The sequence below is a fragment of the Reyranella sp. genome (assembly GCF_044224635.1).
GTDB lineage: Bacteria > Pseudomonadota > Alphaproteobacteria > Reyranellales > Reyranellaceae > Reyranella.
In genome coordinates this window covers 52541-70239 of sequence record NZ_JBGAKA010000018.1, presented here as the reverse complement: position 1 = coordinate 70239, position 17699 = coordinate 52541, and the positions used below count along the sequence as shown (strand labels likewise).

Annotated in this window: 19 protein-coding genes and 1 pseudogene; 8 read left to right on the top strand and 12 right to left on the bottom strand. The window is 65.7% G+C overall.

Annotated elements, in window-relative coordinates:
• Nucleotides 1-89: 89 nt before the first annotated feature.
• Nucleotides 90-659, bottom strand: a complete 570-nt coding sequence (locus ACILR9_RS17460; protein WP_395711224.1) for a hypothetical protein — start codon at nucleotides 657-659, stop codon at nucleotides 90-92.
• Nucleotides 660-1006: 347 nt separating this feature from the next.
• Here ACILR9_RS17460 and ACILR9_RS17455 point away from each other — a divergent pair, with 347 nt between their 5' ends.
• The gene (locus ACILR9_RS17455) at nucleotides 1007-2113 is read left to right on the top strand and encodes a hypothetical protein (protein WP_395711223.1); all 1107 of its coding nucleotides are present in this window, start codon (nucleotides 1007-1009) and stop codon (nucleotides 2111-2113) included.
• Between the two features lie 165 nt (nucleotides 2114-2278).
• On the opposite strand, the gene ACILR9_RS17450 is transcribed toward ACILR9_RS17455, so the two are convergent.
• The 3 genes from ACILR9_RS17450 to ACILR9_RS17440 all read right to left on the bottom strand — a co-directional run bounded on the left by ACILR9_RS17450 (nucleotide 2279) and on the right by ACILR9_RS17440 (nucleotide 4737).
• The gene (locus ACILR9_RS17450; protein ID WP_395711222.1) at nucleotides 2279-3238 is read right to left on the bottom strand and encodes a ribose-phosphate diphosphokinase; all 960 of its coding nucleotides are present in this window, start codon (nucleotides 3236-3238) and stop codon (nucleotides 2279-2281) included.
• Nucleotides 3235-4143, bottom strand: a complete 909-nt coding sequence (locus tag ACILR9_RS17445) for a hypothetical protein (protein ID WP_395711221.1) — start codon at nucleotides 4141-4143, stop codon at nucleotides 3235-3237. Before ACILR9_RS17445 ends, ACILR9_RS17450 begins: the two co-directional genes overlap by 4 nt.
• Before the next feature lie 156 nt (nucleotides 4144-4299).
• Complete coding sequence (locus ACILR9_RS17440) at nucleotides 4300-4737, bottom strand: universal stress protein (RefSeq protein ID WP_395711220.1); 438 nt, start codon at nucleotides 4735-4737, stop codon at nucleotides 4300-4302.
• 109 nt (nucleotides 4738-4846) lie between these two features.
• On the opposite strand from ACILR9_RS17440, the gene ACILR9_RS17435 reads away from it, so the two are divergent.
• Nucleotides 4847-5101: a hypothetical protein gene (locus tag ACILR9_RS17435; protein ID WP_395711219.1), complete on the top strand. Its 255-nt coding sequence runs from the start codon at nucleotides 4847-4849 to the stop codon at nucleotides 5099-5101.
• A gap of 26 nt (nucleotides 5102-5127) precedes the next feature.
• Nucleotides 5128-5775: a phosphoribosyltransferase gene (locus ACILR9_RS17430; protein WP_395711218.1), complete on the top strand. Its 648-nt coding sequence runs from the start codon at nucleotides 5128-5130 to the stop codon at nucleotides 5773-5775.
• On the opposite strand, the gene ACILR9_RS17425 is transcribed toward ACILR9_RS17430, so the two are convergent.
• The 3 genes from ACILR9_RS17425 to ACILR9_RS17415 are packed head-to-tail and all read right to left on the bottom strand — an operon-like array spanning nucleotide 5754 to nucleotide 9435.
• The gene (locus ACILR9_RS17425; protein ID WP_395711217.1) at nucleotides 5754-6542 is read right to left on the bottom strand and encodes a hypothetical protein; all 789 of its coding nucleotides are present in this window, start codon (nucleotides 6540-6542) and stop codon (nucleotides 5754-5756) included. The genes ACILR9_RS17430 and ACILR9_RS17425 overlap by 22 nt on opposite strands.
• A complete protein-coding gene (locus ACILR9_RS17420) occupies nucleotides 6539-8974 on the bottom strand; it encodes a Lon protease family protein (RefSeq protein WP_395711216.1) in 2436 nt (811 codons plus the stop codon). Before ACILR9_RS17420 ends, ACILR9_RS17425 begins: the two co-directional genes overlap by 4 nt.
• Before the next feature lie 11 nt (nucleotides 8975-8985).
• Nucleotides 8986-9435, bottom strand: a complete 450-nt coding sequence (locus tag ACILR9_RS17415; protein ID WP_395711284.1) for a DUF3775 domain-containing protein — start codon at nucleotides 9433-9435, stop codon at nucleotides 8986-8988.
• A gap of 124 nt (nucleotides 9436-9559) precedes the next feature.
• On the opposite strand from ACILR9_RS17415, the gene ACILR9_RS17410 reads away from it, so the two are divergent.
• Nucleotides 9560-9691: a hypothetical protein gene (locus ACILR9_RS17410; protein ID WP_395711215.1), complete on the top strand. Its 132-nt coding sequence runs from the start codon at nucleotides 9560-9562 to the stop codon at nucleotides 9689-9691.
• A 22-nt stretch (nucleotides 9692-9713) separates the two neighbouring features.
• Here the strand turns inward: ACILR9_RS17410 and ACILR9_RS17405 are convergent, their stop codons facing one another.
• Genes ACILR9_RS17405 through acsA form a run of 5 tightly spaced genes read right to left on the bottom strand, consistent with a single transcriptional unit; the run spans nucleotide 9714 to nucleotide 14860 of the window.
• Entirely contained in the window at nucleotides 9714-9953 is a 240-nt protein-coding gene (locus ACILR9_RS17405) for an acyl carrier protein (RefSeq protein WP_395711214.1), read from the bottom strand.
• Nucleotides 9950-11113: a dihydrolipoamide acetyltransferase family protein gene (locus ACILR9_RS17400; protein WP_395711213.1), complete on the bottom strand. Its 1164-nt coding sequence runs from the start codon at nucleotides 11111-11113 to the stop codon at nucleotides 9950-9952. Before ACILR9_RS17400 ends, ACILR9_RS17405 begins: the two co-directional genes overlap by 4 nt.
• Nucleotides 11110-12120, bottom strand: coding sequence for an alpha-ketoacid dehydrogenase subunit beta (locus ACILR9_RS17395; RefSeq protein ID WP_395711212.1), 1011 nt, complete (start codon nucleotides 12118-12120; stop codon nucleotides 11110-11112). The genes ACILR9_RS17400 and ACILR9_RS17395 overlap by 4 nt, the downstream gene beginning before the upstream one ends.
• The gene (gene pdhA / locus ACILR9_RS17390) at nucleotides 12117-13103 is read right to left on the bottom strand and encodes a pyruvate dehydrogenase (acetyl-transferring) E1 component subunit alpha (RefSeq protein WP_395711211.1); all 987 of its coding nucleotides are present in this window, start codon (nucleotides 13101-13103) and stop codon (nucleotides 12117-12119) included. Before pdhA ends, ACILR9_RS17395 begins: the two co-directional genes overlap by 4 nt.
• Nucleotides 13100-14860, bottom strand: a complete 1761-nt coding sequence (gene acsA / locus ACILR9_RS17385; RefSeq protein WP_395711210.1) for an acetate--CoA ligase — start codon at nucleotides 14858-14860, stop codon at nucleotides 13100-13102. The genes pdhA and acsA overlap by 4 nt, the downstream gene beginning before the upstream one ends.
• Before the next feature lie 153 nt (nucleotides 14861-15013).
• Between acsA and ACILR9_RS17380 the strand changes: the two genes are divergently transcribed.
• The 4 genes and pseudogenes from ACILR9_RS17380 (at nucleotide 15014) to ACILR9_RS17365 (ending at nucleotide 17694) form a co-directional block, all read left to right on the top strand.
• Nucleotides 15014-15874, top strand: coding sequence for a universal stress protein (locus ACILR9_RS17380; protein ID WP_395711209.1), 861 nt, complete (start codon nucleotides 15014-15016; stop codon nucleotides 15872-15874).
• A gap of 211 nt (nucleotides 15875-16085) precedes the next feature.
• Complete coding sequence (locus tag ACILR9_RS17375; protein WP_395711208.1) at nucleotides 16086-16667, top strand: HPF/RaiA family ribosome-associated protein; 582 nt, start codon at nucleotides 16086-16088, stop codon at nucleotides 16665-16667.
• 72 nt (nucleotides 16668-16739) lie between these two features.
• Nucleotides 16740-17182, top strand: a pseudogene (locus tag ACILR9_RS17370) (DUF2267 domain-containing protein).
• Between the two features lie 2 nt (nucleotides 17183-17184).
• Complete coding sequence (locus tag ACILR9_RS17365) at nucleotides 17185-17694, top strand: host attachment protein (RefSeq protein ID WP_395711207.1); 510 nt, start codon at nucleotides 17185-17187, stop codon at nucleotides 17692-17694.
• The last annotated feature ends 5 nt before the right edge of the window (nucleotides 17695-17699 follow it).

Genomic DNA, 17699 nt, shown 5'->3' with positions numbered 1-17699 from the left:
GTACCTGGAGCTACTGAGCTCACCGCGAACGGTCTCTGGCATCCTTGCAGCGGTCGCTGCGCCACAAGGCAGGGTGGGGTTCGGCCGACTTAGCGAATGGGCGTGACCGCGTACGCCGAGCGCTCGCTGAAGACCATGGTGACCATGTCGCCGGGCTTGAGCTTTTCCAGCTCGAACAATCCTTCGGGCGTCTTGATCCATGGCGAACGGACGATGGCGCCGCCGTTGGGATCGACGATGTCGACCTTCCTGGCCGCCAAGTCGGTGCGTACCACCATGCCTTCGAGCAACCACAGCTTGGCCCGCATCTCGGTGCCCGGGAGGCCGGGCCCACGGGCAGGATCGCGAACCATCTCGCGCGCCATGTCGATCACCTCGGGCGTCGTCTTGGCAATGAGGTAGTCGGTGATGCGGTAATAGCGCACGTCGACCAGCTGGCCCGGTTTCAGGCCCGCGAAATTGGTGACGCGATCAATCGCTTTGAACGCGAGTGTGTCGCGCTCCGGGCTCTGGACGACAAGCGTGCGCTTGGCCGGATCGATGGCCAGGATGGTGCCGCGAATGACAATCTCATCGACTTTGGTCAGTTCCGGCACCGGCTCGGAACGGGCGCTGCCAGTTGCGGCGCCGACCGAGAGAGCCGCGAGGATCATCGCCAAACGAAGAGATGCAAGGATCGACATGATGCCTCACGCAGAGCGATGCGTCGCGGAAGTACGTGTGTGCCTGCGAGAGATTCTAAGGTTCCGCGAAAGCTTAACCTTGATTTGGCTCAAGGCGACGGCAGCCAAACCTGGCGCAAGAGCGGTCGGCAGTGCGCGGGCCATTGCGCTCATTCCTTCCATCGCGCCCGTGCTGGATCTCGCCGCAGCTGCGCGCAAGCTCAGCTGGCAAGCTGCCGGAAGCGGCGTCTTCCTTGGGTTGAGCCAGATCAAGGTCCGATGATCAGGCTCCTCCAAGTATCGTCCTGGCTAATCGCAGCAAGGGCTCGCACATGGCGAACGATTTGGACGACGGCAGCGTCTTCACTGAATTCCAAGTGTCGTCCTGGCCACCGCCAGTCACCCAGACGGTTCTGCGCAAGAGTGACGGGCGGCTCGACCTCACGATACGCGCAAAGCCTTCGGGACGCTTGCGCGTCGAGCTCACCCGCCAAGGCTACCAGCCTTTGGTGATTCGATCGAAGCATCTCTATGTCCGTACGCCCACCCTGTTGCGCTTGAACGTCGTATGGCGCGGGACGGAAGCTGCCGTGGCAGCCAATGGCCAGATCATCGGAACGAGCAGCGACGTCTTCCCCGAAGGGGTCGTGACGCCAGCCGATATCGAGCGGACGGAAGCCCTGGCGGACCATGTCGACAACCAGCGAGCACGTGCGTCCCGGCTCCAACGGGTCGAGCTGATGTGTGCCCGGCTGGGCCCCGGGAAGGCCCGGGTCGAGAGCTGGTTCACCTCGCTCGCCACGGCAGGTCGGGTCATTGCCGATCTCGCCGAGATGGTGCGCCAGGGACGACGCCATCACCTGGCCGGCCTGGTCGCCGAGCTTGCGCGGCTGGTTGCCGGCGGCCAACGCAACGAGCCGCTGCTGCAATGGTGTGCCGGCTTGGTCGATGCACCTCTTGTCGTCTACGCTCCTATGGCGCCCCCTGCGCGAACCAGCGAGCCGGTGACCTGGGTGACGTCGGCCTTCGATGTGACGCTCGGTCGCGATGAGGGGCACCAGCTCGGCGTCGATCTCGACGTCTGGTTGCAGCACGACGTTCCGTTGCCCGGTGGACAGCCTATTCCCGTTGCCGGTCTGATGGCGATCATCGTCGAGGCTCTTTGCCTGGAGCGGCCCGACCGCGTGCCAGGCGCCGCGTTCGACTTCATTCGCACGGCCTTCAGCCAGAATGACGGCGCGATCGATGCGCTTTGTGCATTCGCCTCGGCTGTATGCAGGCTGGCCAGCGCGGTGGGGGCGGCCAATCGCGAGCCCCCCGGTCTTGAACCGCCTTGCGGGGAAGCAGATCCAAGCGGGTCGTTCACCGTGCAGGTCGACGCCCCTGTCCGCGGCGTCGGCTCCCGTCAAGGCCCGCCAGCCGCGGAGGGCGCAGGCGGCCTTGGCATCTGAGACCGACGTACGAAGCGGTGAGCGGGGTTGCTGGATCGGATGCGAAGGTCGCCGTGGCTTCGAGGCCCAGGATGCTCGCAGGCAGGTGGAAGTGCGCCTGCCGTGGCATAGGCGGGCGTCGGGCTTTTGCGCCACCTTGTCGGCGTCGGCCAGGATGCGCGTCGCTCAGCTTGCCTCGTGGCAGGCAGCGATGGCCTTTGCCACCGCGTTGCTGGCGTCGACTGTCGTGAGTCGCCCGAGGTGTTCCGGCGAGAGGCGAAAGCTGGGAACGGTGTTGGCGATGACGATGCCGCTGAACGCATCTTCAGTCATGAGTTCCCGCGCCCCGCCCATGAAGAGCCCGTGTCCCGCCGCGGCAAAGATGCGCCTGGCGCCGGCGGCGCGGCAGGCTCGCGCGGCCCGCACCAGGGTTCCGCCCGTGCTGATCAGGTCGTCGACAATGATGGCGGTCGCATCGCGCACGTCGCCGGCCAGCACCTCGCCCCGGACGACGCCCGAGCTGCGGCTCTTCTCCATGAAAGCCGAACCCACTTCCTGGCCGGTCAGGGCTTGCAGTTCCTCGCGGAAACGCTGGGCCCGCTTGGCGCCGCCGGCATCCGGAGAAACGGCGACCACCGGAAGGTCACGAACCAACGGCGCGAAATGCGCGGCGAGGATCGGGGCGCACTCGACGTGCCAGGTCGGGCAGCGGAAGGCATTCTCGAACGCGGCGACGTTGTGGACCTCCACCGTGATGACGCGACCGACGCCGACCGCCTCGAGCAGCGACGCGACATAACGGGTGGTAACCGGATCATTGGGCTTTGTGCGGCGATCCTTGCGGGCATAGCAAAGGTAGGGCGTCACGGCCGTGACGCTGGCGGCGCCCGAATCGCGCAAGGCGCCGCAGAAGAACAGCAGGCGGCAGAGCTTGTCGTTTGCGCTCTGAGCATCGTCGCCGTGCAGGGAATGCAACACGTAGGCATCCGTTCCGCGCACGTCGCGCAACGGACGAGCCTTGTGCTCGCCGTCCTCGAAGCTGCGCTCTTCGTGCGGCGCCAGCGCCGTCGCAAGGCGCGTGGCGACCTGCTCGGCAAACGGCCGGGAACCCTCCAGGCCGAACAGTGCCAACGGTCGTCTGCTCATGGCCTCCTCGCTTCGTGATCCGCCATCTGCAGGTAGCGAAGGGTGACCGGTCGCCACTTCGCCGGCGATCTCGGCGTCTTCTCCAGGAGGTGGGCAATCGCCAAGCGTGCCCGCAACGTGGCGCGGTAGGCGGAGTAGAAGGCGAAGAGTGCGGGCACGAATCCGCCGGGCAGCGAATTTGCCACTCGCCGCACGACATAAGCGCCGTGTCGAGCGGCACCCAGCAGGCGGCATTCGACATGGAGGAAGGAGAGCTCGTCGAGCGGATCGATCGCCCTGAGCGTGGCGTCGAATTCCAGGCAGTCGATGATCATGACGGGGGGCTCGGGCCATATGTGCTCCGGCCGAAGATCGCCGTGTCCGTCGACGATCAGGTGGCGGCGCGCCCGCGCCGACAGTAGATCCGCGTGACGCCGCAGGAACTCCCTCTGCTGCCGGTCGATGCGCCGCACCAAGGGGGCCGGCAGGCCGAGCCTCGAGTCGAGGAGGATTGATCGATTGACGGCGAGGTTGCGATGCCAACGCTCGAGGTAGGTGGCCGGAGCAACCCCGACCGGGGATGCACGCCGATAGAACCTCGTCAGCAGGATGGCCAGCGGATTGAGCTGCCGAAAGGTCAATCCGCCCGCCATGAGAAGGCGCTCCAGCGTGCGGCCTTCGTCGAGTCGCCGCATGACGACCAGCCAGTCCACGACCTCGCCGGGACCACCGATCGCCAGCGTGTCGCAGCGGCATGTCAGGGGCACCAGGCGTTTGTAGACATCCGGCGCCAGCCGCCTGTTCAGAACGAGCTCGGCACTACAGGCGACCCGCCGGCGCTCCACGGAGGAAAAGTCGAGATAGGGAAGGCGAACCGGCTTTTTCAGCTTGTAAACCTCATCCGCCGTCGAGAAGAGCCAGGACATGTGCGTCTCGCGACAGCGGATGGGGCCCGACACGCAGCCGAATGCTCGGGGCGTCGCCAGGAAGGCCACCTTGGCATCGAGCGGCACGTCCCGCGCCCCGCTCGCGACGGCGTCCTCATCCCGTCCGCAACGGAGATCGCGCGCCGCGGTGGCCATTCAGCGATAGACCAGGACCGGTATGGAGCTGTGCGTCAGCACCTTGTTCGTCACGCTGCCGATGACAAGAGCGGAAACGCCCCGTCGCCCGTGCGACGCCATGGCGATCAGATCACAACCGGCCTTCTTGGCCGTATCGATGATCGCCTTGTAGGGATGCTCGTCTTCGACCTGGATCACGTGGCATTGCACGCCTTGCGCCTTGGCCTTGTGCTCGGCACTGGCGAGATGGCGGCCCGCCTCGGCCTTCATGTGCCTGTCGTAGGTTTCCCTGGTTTCGGACAGTTGCTTCGAGTCCGTTGCCATCACGTGGAAGGGTTCGGTCACGGTGACGACGGTGACCTTCGCGCCGGCTTCGCGCGCGAGGGTCATCGCCTGATCGACGGCCGACTCCGACAGCGGCGACCCGTCGGTGGCGATAAGAATGTGCTGAAACATCGTATACCTCCTCGAATGACGAAATCTAAAGGGCTTGCGGAAGATCACCGTTGATCTTGATCAAGGTTGCGATGCCGGCTCGCATTATCGTCGGCCATGGAGGATGATCATGAACAGGCAACCGACAAACGACGGTGCGCGTCCTGCGACCTCGACCGACATCCGCAAGATCCTGGGCGATCTCGACGACGCCAGGATTGCCGAGATCCTGGCCTTGAGGCCGAGCTTGGCCGACCTGGATGACGTCGCCGTCTGCATGGCAGGGGACCATGACGTCCTGGCCAAGAGCGGTCATCATGTTCCGGTGGCGGCCGCGCGTATCATCGAGCTGCTGGCGGACGAGGAGCAAGGACCCGACAGGTGAGGCCGGTTGCCCGGGAACACTCGGTGATGTTCCGCAACAGGCAGGAGGCGGGTCGGCGGCTCGCCGCGGCTTTGGCCTCCTTCAGGAAGGAACGGCCGGTGATCCTGGCGCTGCCACGTGGTGGCGTGCCGGTCGCGAGCGAAGTCGCCGACAGCCTTGGCGCCCCGCTGGATCTGGTGCTCGTGCGCAAGATCGGCGTGCCCGGACAGCCGGAGTTCGCCATGGGTGCCGTCGCCGAGGGCGCACCGCTGGTCACGCTGCGCAACGAGCCGGTCGTCCATGCCCTTGGCATTGCCGACAGCGACTTCGAAGCGGTCCGGGATCGGGAGCTGATCGAGATCGAGCGGCGCCGCCGGGCCTATCTTGGCGACCGACCGCGGGTCGATGTTGCCGGGCGCGTCGCAATACTGGTCGATGACGGCATCGCAACAGGCATGACCATGCGCGCCGCCGGTCGGGCGACAGCCTTGCAGCGGCCAAGCCGGGTCGTAGTCGCCGCTCCTGTGGCGAGCTCGGAGATCGCCGCCGACCTGCGACGTGAATTCGACAAGGTGGTCTGCCTCGAGGAGTGCGACGATCTCTTCGCCATCGGCGTTCACTACGCCGATTTCTCACAGGTCGGCGATGAAGACGTACGCAGGATCCTGAGCCATCATGCAACTGTCGCCGGCTGACCGTGCTCGGCAGCGACGACCAGAACCGGCACCTTGCGCAGGCTGGCTACTTCCTGTGGCACGTCGTCGTTCATTGCAAGCCTGCGCGGCAGAATGAGCAGGCGTTCGCGATGGGGGCCAAGCACACGCTGCAGCGAATGCAGCAACGTGGCTGCCGAGGACGGCTCCCCAGGTATGGTGACGGCCTGTTCACCTGCTGCTTCGGCAATGCGCGAGGCCAGCTCGAAGCAGGAGTCTGAAGGTCCGGTCGCCACGGCTGCCACAGGGCCCCGTCGTGGCATCCCCGAGCGCGGCAGAAGCAGGACGGCGGCGGCTGACGACAGGGCGGCACGCCGCGCCGGCTTGCTTCTGGAGGCGAGCGCATCTATCGCCGTCGGCTCCACGACGATGAGGATGTCGCCGGTCTGCGCGACCTCGTTCGCTGCCGTGGCTGGATCGCCAGCACGCACCTCGAACCGACACGCCACGCCCTGCGAGGCGATCTCTTGCCGGAAAAGCTGTTGCGCCTGCTGCGCGGCTGCGCGCAGCTCGTCCCCGACACGTTGCGGCTTCAGCGTCTGCCAGTCATGGCCTGGCAGGCGCAACTCGCGGGAGAAGGGCAGGGCGGCAAGACCCAGCAGCGACCTGTCCTCGATGAAGACGCCCAGCATCTCCAGCTCGAGCAAACGTGCGAATTCGCCCGCCGCCCTCAGCAGGTGACGGTCAATGCTGCCGGTTCCCAATCCGAGCACCGCCCGGCGATATCGGGATGAAGCTTTCGACGTCAACGCTTGCGCTCCTCGCCGTCGGCCGTGAATGCCCTGCGGGCGGCAGCGAACCGCGCCAGGCACGCTTCGACGGCGTGGTTCACGCTGCCCTCGGCATAATGCCCGTCTCGACCACGGCTTCCGGCAGGGTGGCCGGTCAGCAGCGTGATCGCGTCGTCGATGGTGCGAACCGCATAGACGTTGAAATCGCCGTCCCTGCATGCCTGCACCACGTCCTGGCGGAGCATGAGATGCTGTACGTTGGCAACCGGAATCAGGACACCTTGGCCGCGGCTCAGTCCCCGCGCGACGCAGATGTCGAAGAAGCCCTCGATCTTCTCATTGACGCCGCCGATCGCCTGGACGTCGCCGCGCTGATTCACGGAGCCGGTGACGGCGAGCTCCTGGCGCAGGGGCAGGTTGGCCAGCGCAGAAAGCAGGGCGCAAAGCTCGGCAACCGACGCGCTGTCCCCTTCGACGCCACCGTACGACTGCTCGAACACCAGGCTCGCCTGCAGGGACATCGGATTGTCCAAGGCGAAGCGTCCGGCGATGAAGCCTGACAGGATCAGCACACCTTTCGAGTGGATCGGCCCGCCCAGCTCGACCTCGCGCTCGATGTCCACGATCTTGCCGCTGCCCGGCCCGACCCGCGCCGTGATGCGCGACGGCCGGCCGAACGCATGGCCGGCGAGGGTCATCACCGATAGTCCGTTGATCTGACCCACCTCGCTGCCCTCGGTAGCGATGAGGGAGACCTCGCGCATGATCATCTCGCGGCTGCGCTCTTCCAGCCGGGAAACGCGCCGGCGCTGAGCCCGCAGCGCCTGTTCGACGTCGGTGCGGGTGATGATGTCGCGCCCGGCGGCGCCTGCCCAGTGGTCCGCCTCGATGACCAGGTCGTGAATGTCCTCGATCATCAACGACAGCTTGCAGGCGTCGTCGGTCAGCCGTGCGGCACGTTCGATGGCCGCTTCGACGCCGCTGCGATCGAGGGCGCGCAACCCTGCCTCGGTCGCCATCCCGCCGATCAGCCGTGCCAGCAGCGCCTCGCCCTCGGTCGAGCGCTCGAGCTCGTCCTCGAAATCGGCAAGGATCTTGAAATGCTGCTGAAATTCCGGATCGAGAGCGGCCAGCAGGTAATAGATCAGCCGTTCGCCAAACAGGATCACCTTGACGTTCAACGGGATGGGGCTCGGCTCCAGCGTCGCCGTCGACATCAGGCCGACGATATGCGCGAGATCCTCGATCACGATCTCCTGGCGGACCAGCACCCGCCTCAATGCCGACCAGGCGTATGGCTCCGTGAAGAGGCTGCGCGCGTCGATCACGATCGTGCCGCCGTTTGCGCGGTGCAGAGACCCAGCCTTGATCATCCTGAAGTTCGTCACCAGCGCGCCTTGGAAGGACATGTGCTCGACACGGCCGAGCAGGTTGCCCAGCGTCGGATTGAGCTCCTCGACCACCGGGGAATGGTTGTCGGGATCGTTGCTGACCAGAACGTTCACGTCGTAGCGTTCGAATGGATGTCCCAGGGGCATGGCATCGAGGCGCGTCACAGACTCCCCTTCGGATTGACCCAGGAAGAGCTGCACATGCTGCAGCACGTCGTTCCGAACGGCTTCTATGTGATCGAGGACCTCGGGCAGCTCGGCAAAGCTGGCGCGAAGCTCGTCGATCTCCTGGTTGATGGCGAAGCGCGCCGTCTCCTGGCTGAGGGCGTTGATCGCATCGCGACGCTCTTTCTCGAGCTTGGGGATCGATCGCAAGCTCTCCTCCATCTCGCTTTCGATCTCTGCGATCGCCTCCTGTGTCGCTTTCTTCCGCGCCTCCGGCCACTTGCTGAACGCCTCGGCCTCTATGATCTCGCCCTTGTCCATGGCGGCGACCGTGAAGCCCATGGGAGTGCGTATGATGGCCAATCCCCGCGAGGTCGCCTTCTCTCCCAGAGCCTGGAAGACCTTCTGCGTATTGGCGCGCAAGGTTTCGTCAATGGCGGTTCGCCGACGTTGGTAGTCGTCGCTTTCGAACAGGGCCGGCAGGGTGACGCGAAGGTCCTCGATCATCTTCCTCATCGCCTGCTGCAGCACCACGGCACGGCCGGCAGGCAGACCGATGGCGGTCGGCCGGTGGGAGACGGCGAAGTTGTTGACGTAGACCCAATCCTGCAGCGGCTTGCCGGGCGGCGGCACCGTCTCGAGCATCTGGCGCAGCGATGATGAGATTCGGGCCTTGGTTTGGCCGGTCGCGAAGATGTTGAAACCGCGAGCCGCCAGGCCGGCTCCCAGTCTTATCGCTTCTTCAGCCCGCCGTTGGCCGGCAAGCATGGGCGCGGGCGTGAGCTCGCGCGTGGTGTTGAAGGCGAGGGCGGAAAGATCGGCGCGACGGAAGAGCTTGTCCGGCGGCAAGGCCTTCGGAACCGCCTCGGGGTCGATAGCCGGTGTATCGCTCATCTCTGGTCGGCTCAAAGACGTCCGATCTCGAATTCTTCGCACGATCGGCCGAGCATCGAAAGACCCTCCTCGACGAAGTCGGCCAGCATCGGCATGCCGAGCAGATAGCTCGCCGTTCGATTGTTGTGGGCCCGCGCAGCCTCGCGCCGTGTCTCCGGCCAATCGTCCGCCCCGGTCCCGTCCCGCCCCAGCCAGGCAAGCGCTACCAGGTCGATTTGTTCGTCCTCCGACAGCGCCTCGATGGACGACACGAGCTCTTCCGCGACGGGATCGTCCGCGTGCTCCTCGAGCACGGCGACGCCCTTGTCATCGCTCGGATTCGATGCCGGATCGGGTTCGGTGGTCGCATCCTTGGCGTCGAACTCGCGCGCCTTGACGATGATGAAGCAGACCTTCTCGACCGGGATGGTCAGGTCAGGAGGCGGAGGCGTTGCCCCGGCTTCTCGAGCAGGACGTGGCATGGATCGACCTCTCTTCCGCCATGAGAAGACGGTGCAGCTGACCACTGGGGGCTCGGCGCCTCCTTGATCGAGATCAACGCCCCACCGGCGGTTCATCGGCAAGAAAGACAGCAAGGAGCTATCAATGACATTCCATCGGCAAATTCTGCAATGGCAGGCCGATCATCCGGTGATCACCTGGATCTTTTGGATCGTCGTGTGGACGCTGGTGCTGCTGATGCTGTTCAAGCCGGCCGGGCTTGCCCGAATGCTCTGACAAAGGCGTTCCGGCGGGTTGATCAGGGTGCCGCGACGTATCGGGCGAACTTCAGGAGCGAAGTGATCTTGCCGTAGTCGGCCTCCGGGACATCCACGCCGAGTTGCTTGTGGACCGCGATCACGAAGTTCAGGAAATCCATCGAATCGAGACCGATATCGTTGCGGAGATCATCCTCCGGTCCGACGGCTGCCACGTCGAGGTCGGGCGCAATCTCGCCCAGGATCGTGCGAAGCCTCGCGATGATCTCGGCGTCGCTCATAGGGCCTCCGGCGTCTGCAGGTGCTGATCGATCGCTGCCAGCAGCTGGCCGCCGATGGCTCCGTCGCTGGCGCGATGATCGGCGCTCAGCGTCGCCTGCACCACCGGCCTTTGCCTGATCTCGCCGTCGACGACCGATGCCTTCATGCGCGGCGCGCCAAAACCCACGATCGCCAGTTGCGGTGGGTATATGATGCCGAGCACGCTCTCGGCACCCCGTTCCCCAAGGCTCGTGACGGTAACGGTCGGGTCCATCATCTCCGAGCCGCGGATGCGCGCGGTTCGCGCACGCGTGACCAGATCACGCAGGGCCGCCATTGCCTGATCGAGGGTGAGGCGGTCGGCGTCGTGGATCGCCGGTGCCATCAGGCCGCCGCCGCGCAGCGAGATCGCCCAGCCGACATGGATCGCCGGCGACAGCTTGGGCGCGCCGTCGATCCAGAAGCCGTTGAGCTGTGGCACCTCGCGCAGGGCCAAGGCGACAGCCTTCAGCAGGAGGGCCGCCGGCAACAAGCGATGTTCGATGTCGCGCCGATTGTTCTCTTCCGTCAGCCATTCCGTCGCACGCCCCAGGTCGATGGGCAATGACAGGTAGTAGTGCGGGATCTCGCGTTTGGAGCGTGCCATGGCCGCAGCGATCGCCTGGCGCATGGCCGCCGGGTCGAAGCCGCGCCGCGGCGGCGGGCCCGGCGCTCTCGCCGCAGCTGCCTCGACGTCGGCGATGGCGATGGCCCCGTGTGGTCCGCTGCCGATGAGGCCGCGCACGTCGACGCCGAGCTCGGCCGCGCGACGTGCCGCCGCCGGGGAAATGCGGAGCCGCTCGACCGATACCGGCGTCGCCTGGCGGGGCATGGCAGGCTGGCCAGCAGGCTGTTCGGCTGGAGGGAGGGCCGCTGGCAGGGAGGCCGCGGCCGGTTTGGGCGCCGCCTTCCCGTCGATGCGGGCCAGCACGGCGCCGACCGGCACTTCGGTCCCGACGGGCACGAGTACCTCGCTCAGGACGCCCTGCTCGAAGGCCTCGATCTCGAAGGCGCCCTTCTGGGTCTCGACGACGGCCACGACATCGCCGCGTTCGACGCGATCGCCGGGCTTCTTCAGCCACTCCACGACCGTGCCCTTTTCCATGTCGGCCCCCAGGGACGGCATGAGGAAATCGCTCAAGCCATCCTCCCCTGCGGCCTCACCAGCTCGAGGGCCGCAGCATGGATGGTGCCGACTTGGGGAATGGCTGCATCTTCCAGATGCTTGGGATAGGGGATTGGCACTTCGGCGCCGCAAAGCCGACCCGGAGGAGCGTCGAGGTCGTAAAAGGCCTGCTCGGCCACGCGCGCGCAGATCTCGGCGGAGATGCCTCCCGAGCGCCAGCCCTCGTCGACGATCAAGGCGCGTCGCGTGCGCGCCAACGAGGTCTTTATGGTCTCGTCGTCGAGCGGCCGCAGGGAGCGAAGGTCGATCACTTCGGCCTCGATGCCGGCGGCTGCGAGCTGCTCGGCTGCCGCCAGCGATTTGTGCAGGCTGGCACCATAGGTGATGATGCTGAGGTCGCGCCCCGACCGGCGCACCACTGCGCCGGAGAGCGGCACCGGACCGGCATCGGCTGCAAGCTCGCCTTCCATGTTGTAGAGATTCACGTGCTCGAAAATCAGTACCGGGTTGGGGTCCTGCAGCGCGCTCCACAGCATGCCGCGCGCATCCTCGAGTGTCGCCGGGACGACGACCTTCAAGCCGGGAATGTGCGCGTACCAGCCCTCGAGGCTGTGCGAGTGTTGGGCGGCAAGCTGGCGCCCTGCTCCGGTGGCCATGCGGATCACCAGGGGAATGGCGAATTGGCCGCCGGACATGTGCGGGATGGTCGCCGCGTTGTTGACGATCTGGTCGAGCGCCAGCAAGCTGAAATTGACGGTCATGATCTCGACGATCGGCCGCATGCCGGCCATGGCCGCCCCGATGCCGGCGCCGACGAACGCCGCTTCCGACAGCGGCGTGTCGCGGATGCGCTCCTCTCCGAATTCCTGCAGAAGGCCCTTGGTCACGGCGTAGCAGCCGCCGTAGCGGCCGACATCCTCGCCCATCAGGAACACGCGTTCATCGCGCGTCAGCGCCTCGCGGATGGCCTGCCTGATGGCTTCGCGATAGGTGGTCCTTTGTCGATCACCGCCCGTGGTCATGTCGGCACCGCATCCATGAGCGTATAGCGGCAGAGGTCGGCCACCGGCTCCCACGCACCTTCTTCGGCGAAGGCGACGGCGGCATCGACTTCAGCCGATGCCTTCTTCTCCAGCTCGACGACGTCTTCACCGTGAAGAAGCCCGCTGGAGACGGCCCATGCGCTGAAGCGCTTTATCGGGTCGCGCTCCTTCCAGCGTTCGACCTCGGCCTTGTCGCGATAGAGCTGGGAATCGAACATCGAATGGGCCCGGAAGCGATACGTCATGCATTCGAGAAATTGCGGACCCGCGCCGGCGCGGATATGCTCGAGGGCCTTGCGGGTCGCGGCCTCGACCGCGACGACATCCATGCCATCCACACGATGCGAGTCGATGCGATAGGCTTCGGCCTTGCGATGGATGTCGGTCTCGGACTCGGTGCGCTCGATCGCGCTGCCCATGGCGTAGAGGTTGTTCTCGCACACGAACAGCACGGGCAGCTTCCACACGACCGCAAGATTGAGCGATTCGTGGAACTCGCCCTCGGCGACAGCTCCCTCTCCGAACAGGCAGACGGCCACCCCCGAACCCTTGCGCATCTTCTCGGCGAGGCCCAATCCGATGGCGAGCGGCAAGCCGCCGCCTACGATCGCGTTGCCACCGCAGAAGCGGGTCGCCGCGTCGAAGACGTGCATGGAGCCGCCGCGGCCGCGGCTCGTGCCGTTCGACTTGCCGTACATTTCCGCCATCAGCGGTCCCATGGGAATGCCGCGGGCCAAAGCGTGGCCGTGCTCGCGGTAGGTGGCGACGATGCTGTCGTCGGCCGACAAGGTGCCCACGACGCCGACAGCGTTCGCCTCCTCGCCGATATAGAGATGGAGAAAGCCGCGGATCTTCTGTTGAGTGTAGAGTTCCGCGCACTTCTCCTCGAACAGACGGATGCGCAGCATCTGCCCCAGCAAATGGCGGGCGTGGCTGCGGTTCAGGTGCGGTTTGGCGGTCATTTCTGCTCATCGCTTTCCAGGGTCGAGATGTCGCCCTCAGGCAGGCCGAGCTCGCGTGCGCGCAGCAGACGGCGCATGATCTTGCCACTGCGCGTTTTGGGCAGATTGTCGCGAAAGGCGATCTCTCGCGGCGCCACCGCTGGCCCCAGGCGCCGGCGGGCATGGGCCATCAGGTCACGTTCGAGCGCAGCGCCTGGCTTGCATCCGGCCTTGAGCGCGACGAAGGCCTTGATGGTATTGCCGGCGACCTCGTCGGGCTTGCCGATGACCGCCGCTTCGGCGACCGCGGGATGCTCCATGAGCGCGCTCTCGACCTCGAACGGGCCGACCAGATGGCCGGCGGTCTTGATCACGTCGTCGGACCGGCCGACGAACCAGTAGTAGCCGTCGCGGTCGCGGCGGGCGAGGTCGCCCGTAAGGTACCAGCCGTCGGCAAAGCATTTGCGATAGCGCTCGCCTTCCCCGAGATATTCGCGGAACATCGATGGCCAGCCTGCCCTCAGCGCCAATTCGCCGTCGGTGTCGGGCTCCCCGATGACCTTGATGCCCTGCGCCGTGCGCTCGACGATGGCGGCCTCGATTCCCGGCAGCGGCTTGCCCATGGAGCCCGGCTTGACGGGTAATGCGGCGAAGTTGGCGATCATGATTCCGCCGGTCTCGGTCTGCCACCAGTTGTCGTGGAACGGCCGGCCGAACGTCTGCTTGCTCCAGACGACGGCCTCGGGATTGAGGGGTTCGCCGACGCTGGCGAGGAAGCGCAACGACCCGAGGTCGTGTTTGTGCGCGACCTCGGCGCCCACCTTCATCAGCATGCGGATGGCGGTGGGAGCGGTGTACCAGACGCTGACCTTCTGGCTCTCGATGATGGAGTACCAGCGGTCGGCGTCGAACTCCAGCTCGTCGATGATGCTCGTGACGCCGCAGACCAGGGGAGCGATGACTCCGTAGGCCATGCCGGTCACCCAGCCCGGATCGGCGGTGCACCAGAAGATGTCGTCCCGATGCAGATCGAGGGCGTAGCGGGCGGTCGCAGCCTGGGCCACCACTGCGTCATGGACGAGAACCGCACCCTTTGGCCGCCCGGTCGTGCCACTGGTGAAGTGCATGAGGGCGCTATCCTCGCGTGACGTGGCGGCGGTCCGATACTGCCCCGAAGCCGTCTCCATGAGGCGAGGCAGGGACCGTATCCGCTCCCGCTCATCCTCGGCGGTGCCATCGGTCAACAGCACCGTGCGCAGCATCGGCAGACCGTCGAGGATCTGCGCCATCTTGCGCTGGAAGAGCATGCGCGTTGTGACCAGGCAGACGCCTCCGCCGATCTCCAACCGGGCGCGAATCGGCTCCGGTCCGAAAGCGGAGAAGAGCGGACAGAAGACGGCACCCCGTTTCAAGGTGCCGAGGACCGCCGAGTAGAAAGCCGGGATTCGCCCGCACAACGAGAACACGACCTCGCCCTGGCGCACGCCGAGAGATTCCAGAACGTTGGCGAAGCGGCTCGCCGCTTCGTCGAGCATGGCAAAGCTGACGGCAGAGACCGCATCGTCACGGCCGACATGACGCAATGCGATCCGCGCGCCGCCGCCTTCGGCGACATGGCGGCTCACTGCCTCGTGGGCAATGTTGAGGCCGCCCCCCGGCAGGCCGGCAAGCGCCTGGCGTTCCGACCCCCAGTCGAAAGACCGGCAAAGCGCATCGTAGTCGCGAAGATTGGGAGCTACGCGCCAATCGCCGAGCGATTTCTCGATGACCTGGAACATGCGATCTAAAGTATCCACCTGCGCAGCAACTTGACTTTGACCTGCCTCAATCTCCGGAGGCGGCAGTCTTGATCGAGATCTTGGGCTTGACCGGAATCAAGGACCGGGGTTCGGCAAGCGGAGCAGCATGTCACTGTTTGGCGGAGGACCGAGATGACAACTCCTGCAAGCCTGCCTGCAAGCCTGATGGTCCGCCTCGCCGCAGGCGCCCCCAACGATGCCTTGCTCAAGCTGACCGCCGACCTGGCAGCTCGACTCAAGGTGGCCAGGGTGATCGGCATCAGCGCCCGCCAGCCCATCCCGATCTACGGGAGCCCCGACTTGTACGCGCCAGCGGAGCTGGTGGCGTGGGATCGCGAGCAGATCGACAAGGAGCTGAAGGCGGCCGAAGAGGAATTCCGATCCGCGCTCGAAGGCAGGGTTGCGGCTGTCGAGTGGCGGTCAACGGTCGTCACCTACGGTTCGATCGCCGACTATGTGGCCGAACAGATGCGGGCGGCCGACCTTCTGGTCACCGCCGCTCACGAAAGCGGCGCCCTGCTCGACAGGTCGCGATACGTCAATGTTGCCGAGCTGGTCCTGCGTGCCGGGAGGCCCGTTCTGGTTGCCGCCTCGGGCCAGGACAGGGTCGATCTGCGAACCGTCGTCGTCGGTTGGAAGGACACGCGTGAGGCGCGTCGAGCGGTGCAGGACGCCTTGCCGCTGCTCCGGCTTGCCGAGCGGGTCATCGTGGTCGAGATCGTTGCCAGGGATGAAGTTGCCGACGCCCGCAGGCGCACCCAGGATGTCGCCGCCTGGCTGACCGGGCATGGGATCGCGGCGACCACGCGTGCAGCCGTCACGACAGACAGCGAAGCTGTGCAACTCCGCAACATCGCCAGTGACCTCGAGCTCGATTCCGGACTTCTTGTGGGCGGCGCTTACGGCCACACGCGCCTGCGCGAATGGGTTCTGGGTGGAGTGACAAGGGACTTCCTGCTGCAACCGCTCCGTTGTTCGCTCGTGTCCCACTGATCAGCACGCCCCGGCTGGCAACATGATCGTTCCGGGGGGCTTGTCTGGACTGCGAGGAAGGCGCCTACGACCGCGGCATGGCACCCTGGAGAGGCTTTTGCACGACAGGCGCATTCCGCTTCCGCAGGAACGATCGCGGCGGATCTTGACCTGCCTCAAGTTGGGGCGAGGCCATTTCCAGCAGACTGGAGCTTTCCGAGAGGAGCGCCCAATGCCGTCCTGGCTTCAGATCACCTTTCGCAACGTCGACGCCTCTCCGGCGGTCGAGGCCAAGATTCGCGAGCGCGCCCGCGAGCTCGAGCGGTTCTACGATCGCATCATGAGTTGTCGCGTCGTGATCGAGGCGCCTGACCGGCGTCGTCACGGCGATCTCTTCCACATCCGCGTCGACCTCAAGATTCCAGGCAAGGAGATCGTGGTGAAGCGCGATCCTCCCCAGCACCATGCCCACGAGGACATCTACGTCGCGGTACGCGATTGCTTCGATGCCGCGCGGCGACAGCTCGAGGATCATGTCCGCCGTCGCCGCGGTGACGTGAAGGCGCACGAGGTTCCCGCCCATGGAAGGGTGGCAAGCCTCATGGCCGAGCGCGATTACGGATTCATCGATGCGAGCGACGGCACCGAGGTCTATTTCCATCGCAATGCCGTTGCCAATGGCGGGTTCGAGAAGCTGGTGGTCGGGGATGAGGTCCGGTTCTCCTTCCATCCGGCAGAGGGTGAGAAGGGACCGCAGGCGAGCAATGTCGTTGCCATTGGCAAGCATCATCTGCCGCCCCGCGCGATGAGCTGATCGGGCCTGGTTGACAGAGATCAAGTACGCCCGCTCGTCCAACCTCGAGTCTGATCACTCAGAGGAGCCGCTATGAGCCCCACCGGATTCGACACCTTCGACACCACGGTCCAGGAGACCAATCACTGGCTGAAGATCATGATGAGCGAGCTGGGCACCGACGATCGTCGGGCCGCGTTCAATGCCTTGCGTGCCGCCCTGCATGCATTGCGCGACCGCGTCGGCCTGGAGAATGCTGTTCACCTCGGTGCACAGCTACCGATGCTGCGGCGCGGGTGTACTATGAGAGCTGGCATCCAGCGGACACACCGACACGCGAACGCCACCTTGCCGCCTTCATCGATCACGTGGCCGCGCAGCTTCCGCGCGGCACCGGCGTCAACCCTGGCGAGGCCGCGCGTGCCTGCTTTGCCGTGATGGAGCGCTGCCTGGATCGCGGCGCGTTGCTGAAATTGCGAGGCTGCCTGCCGCATGAAGTGCTAAACCTCCTTCCTGATTCACTCGTGAGGCAATGATCATGGCCAAGCGTACCGTCAAGACCTGGATCGTCGTCGCCGACGGCGCCCGTGCCCGCTTCTTCAGCCCGGACCGGGAAACGGCGAAGCTCGTGTCGACCGGCCCCGCCGATCTGGTGGCGCCGGCGAGTCGCCAGCGGGCGCGCGATCTCAAAAGTGACAAGCCCGGCCGCAGCTTCAGCGCCTCGCGCAGCGGCGTACGGCACGCGTTCGAGCCAACGCACGATTATCACAAGCTCGAGAAACATCGCTTCATGGCCATATTGGCCGGGGCGCTTGAAGACGCCTGCGAACGGCGCGCTTTCGACGATCTCATTCTGGTCGCGCCGCGCCGCAGTCTGGGCGAATTGCGTGGTCTCCTGTCCAAGAGGGTCCTGGGCAGCGTGCGCCAGGAAGTTGCCAAGGACCTGACCAACGAGCCGCCAAGCCGGCTGCGTCGTCGGTTGGCGCCGCTCCTGGGTTCGATGGCCGGCTCTCCGCCCCGCACCGGCAAGCCGCCGCGCGCGACGTAGAGCGG

Coding starts and splice junctions, on each gene's coding strand:
- ACILR9_RS17450 (WP_395711222.1), bottom strand. CDS start 3,238: ATGAGCAGACGACCGTTGGCACTGTTCGGCCTGGAGGGTTCCCGGCCG.
- ACILR9_RS17445 (WP_395711221.1), bottom strand. CDS start 4,143: ATGTCCTGGCTCTTCTCGACGGCGGATGAGGTTTACAAGCTGAAAAAG.
- ACILR9_RS17440 (WP_395711220.1), bottom strand. CDS start 4,737: ATGTTTCAGCACATTCTTATCGCCACCGACGGGTCGCCGCTGTCGGAG.
- ACILR9_RS17435 (WP_395711219.1), top strand. CDS start 4,847: ATGAACAGGCAACCGACAAACGACGGTGCGCGTCCTGCGACCTCGACC.
- ACILR9_RS17430 (WP_395711218.1), top strand. CDS start 5,128: ATGTTCCGCAACAGGCAGGAGGCGGGTCGGCGGCTCGCCGCGGCTTTG.
- ACILR9_RS17420 (WP_395711216.1), bottom strand. CDS start 8,974: ATGAGCGATACACCGGCTATCGACCCCGAGGCGGTTCCGAAGGCCTTG.
- ACILR9_RS17415 (WP_395711284.1), bottom strand. CDS start 9,435: ATGCCACGTCCTGCTCGAGAAGCCGGGGCAACGCCTCCGCCTCCTGAC.
- ACILR9_RS17410 (WP_395711215.1), top strand. CDS start 9,560: ATGACATTCCATCGGCAAATTCTGCAATGGCAGGCCGATCATCCGGTG.
- ACILR9_RS17405 (WP_395711214.1), bottom strand. CDS start 9,953: ATGAGCGACGCCGAGATCATCGCGAGGCTTCGCACGATCCTGGGCGAG.
- ACILR9_RS17395 (WP_395711212.1), bottom strand. CDS start 12,120: ATGACCACGGGCGGTGATCGACAAAGGACCACCTATCGCGAAGCCATC.
- pdhA (WP_395711211.1), bottom strand. CDS start 13,103: ATGACCGCCAAACCGCACCTGAACCGCAGCCACGCCCGCCATTTGCTG.
- acsA (WP_395711210.1), bottom strand. CDS start 14,860: ATGTTCCAGGTCATCGAGAAATCGCTCGGCGATTGGCGCGTAGCTCCC.
- ACILR9_RS17380 (WP_395711209.1), top strand. CDS start 15,014: ATGACAACTCCTGCAAGCCTGCCTGCAAGCCTGATGGTCCGCCTCGCC.
- ACILR9_RS17375 (WP_395711208.1), top strand. CDS start 16,086: ATGCCGTCCTGGCTTCAGATCACCTTTCGCAACGTCGACGCCTCTCCG.
- ACILR9_RS17365 (WP_395711207.1), top strand. CDS start 17,185: ATGGCCAAGCGTACCGTCAAGACCTGGATCGTCGTCGCCGACGGCGCC.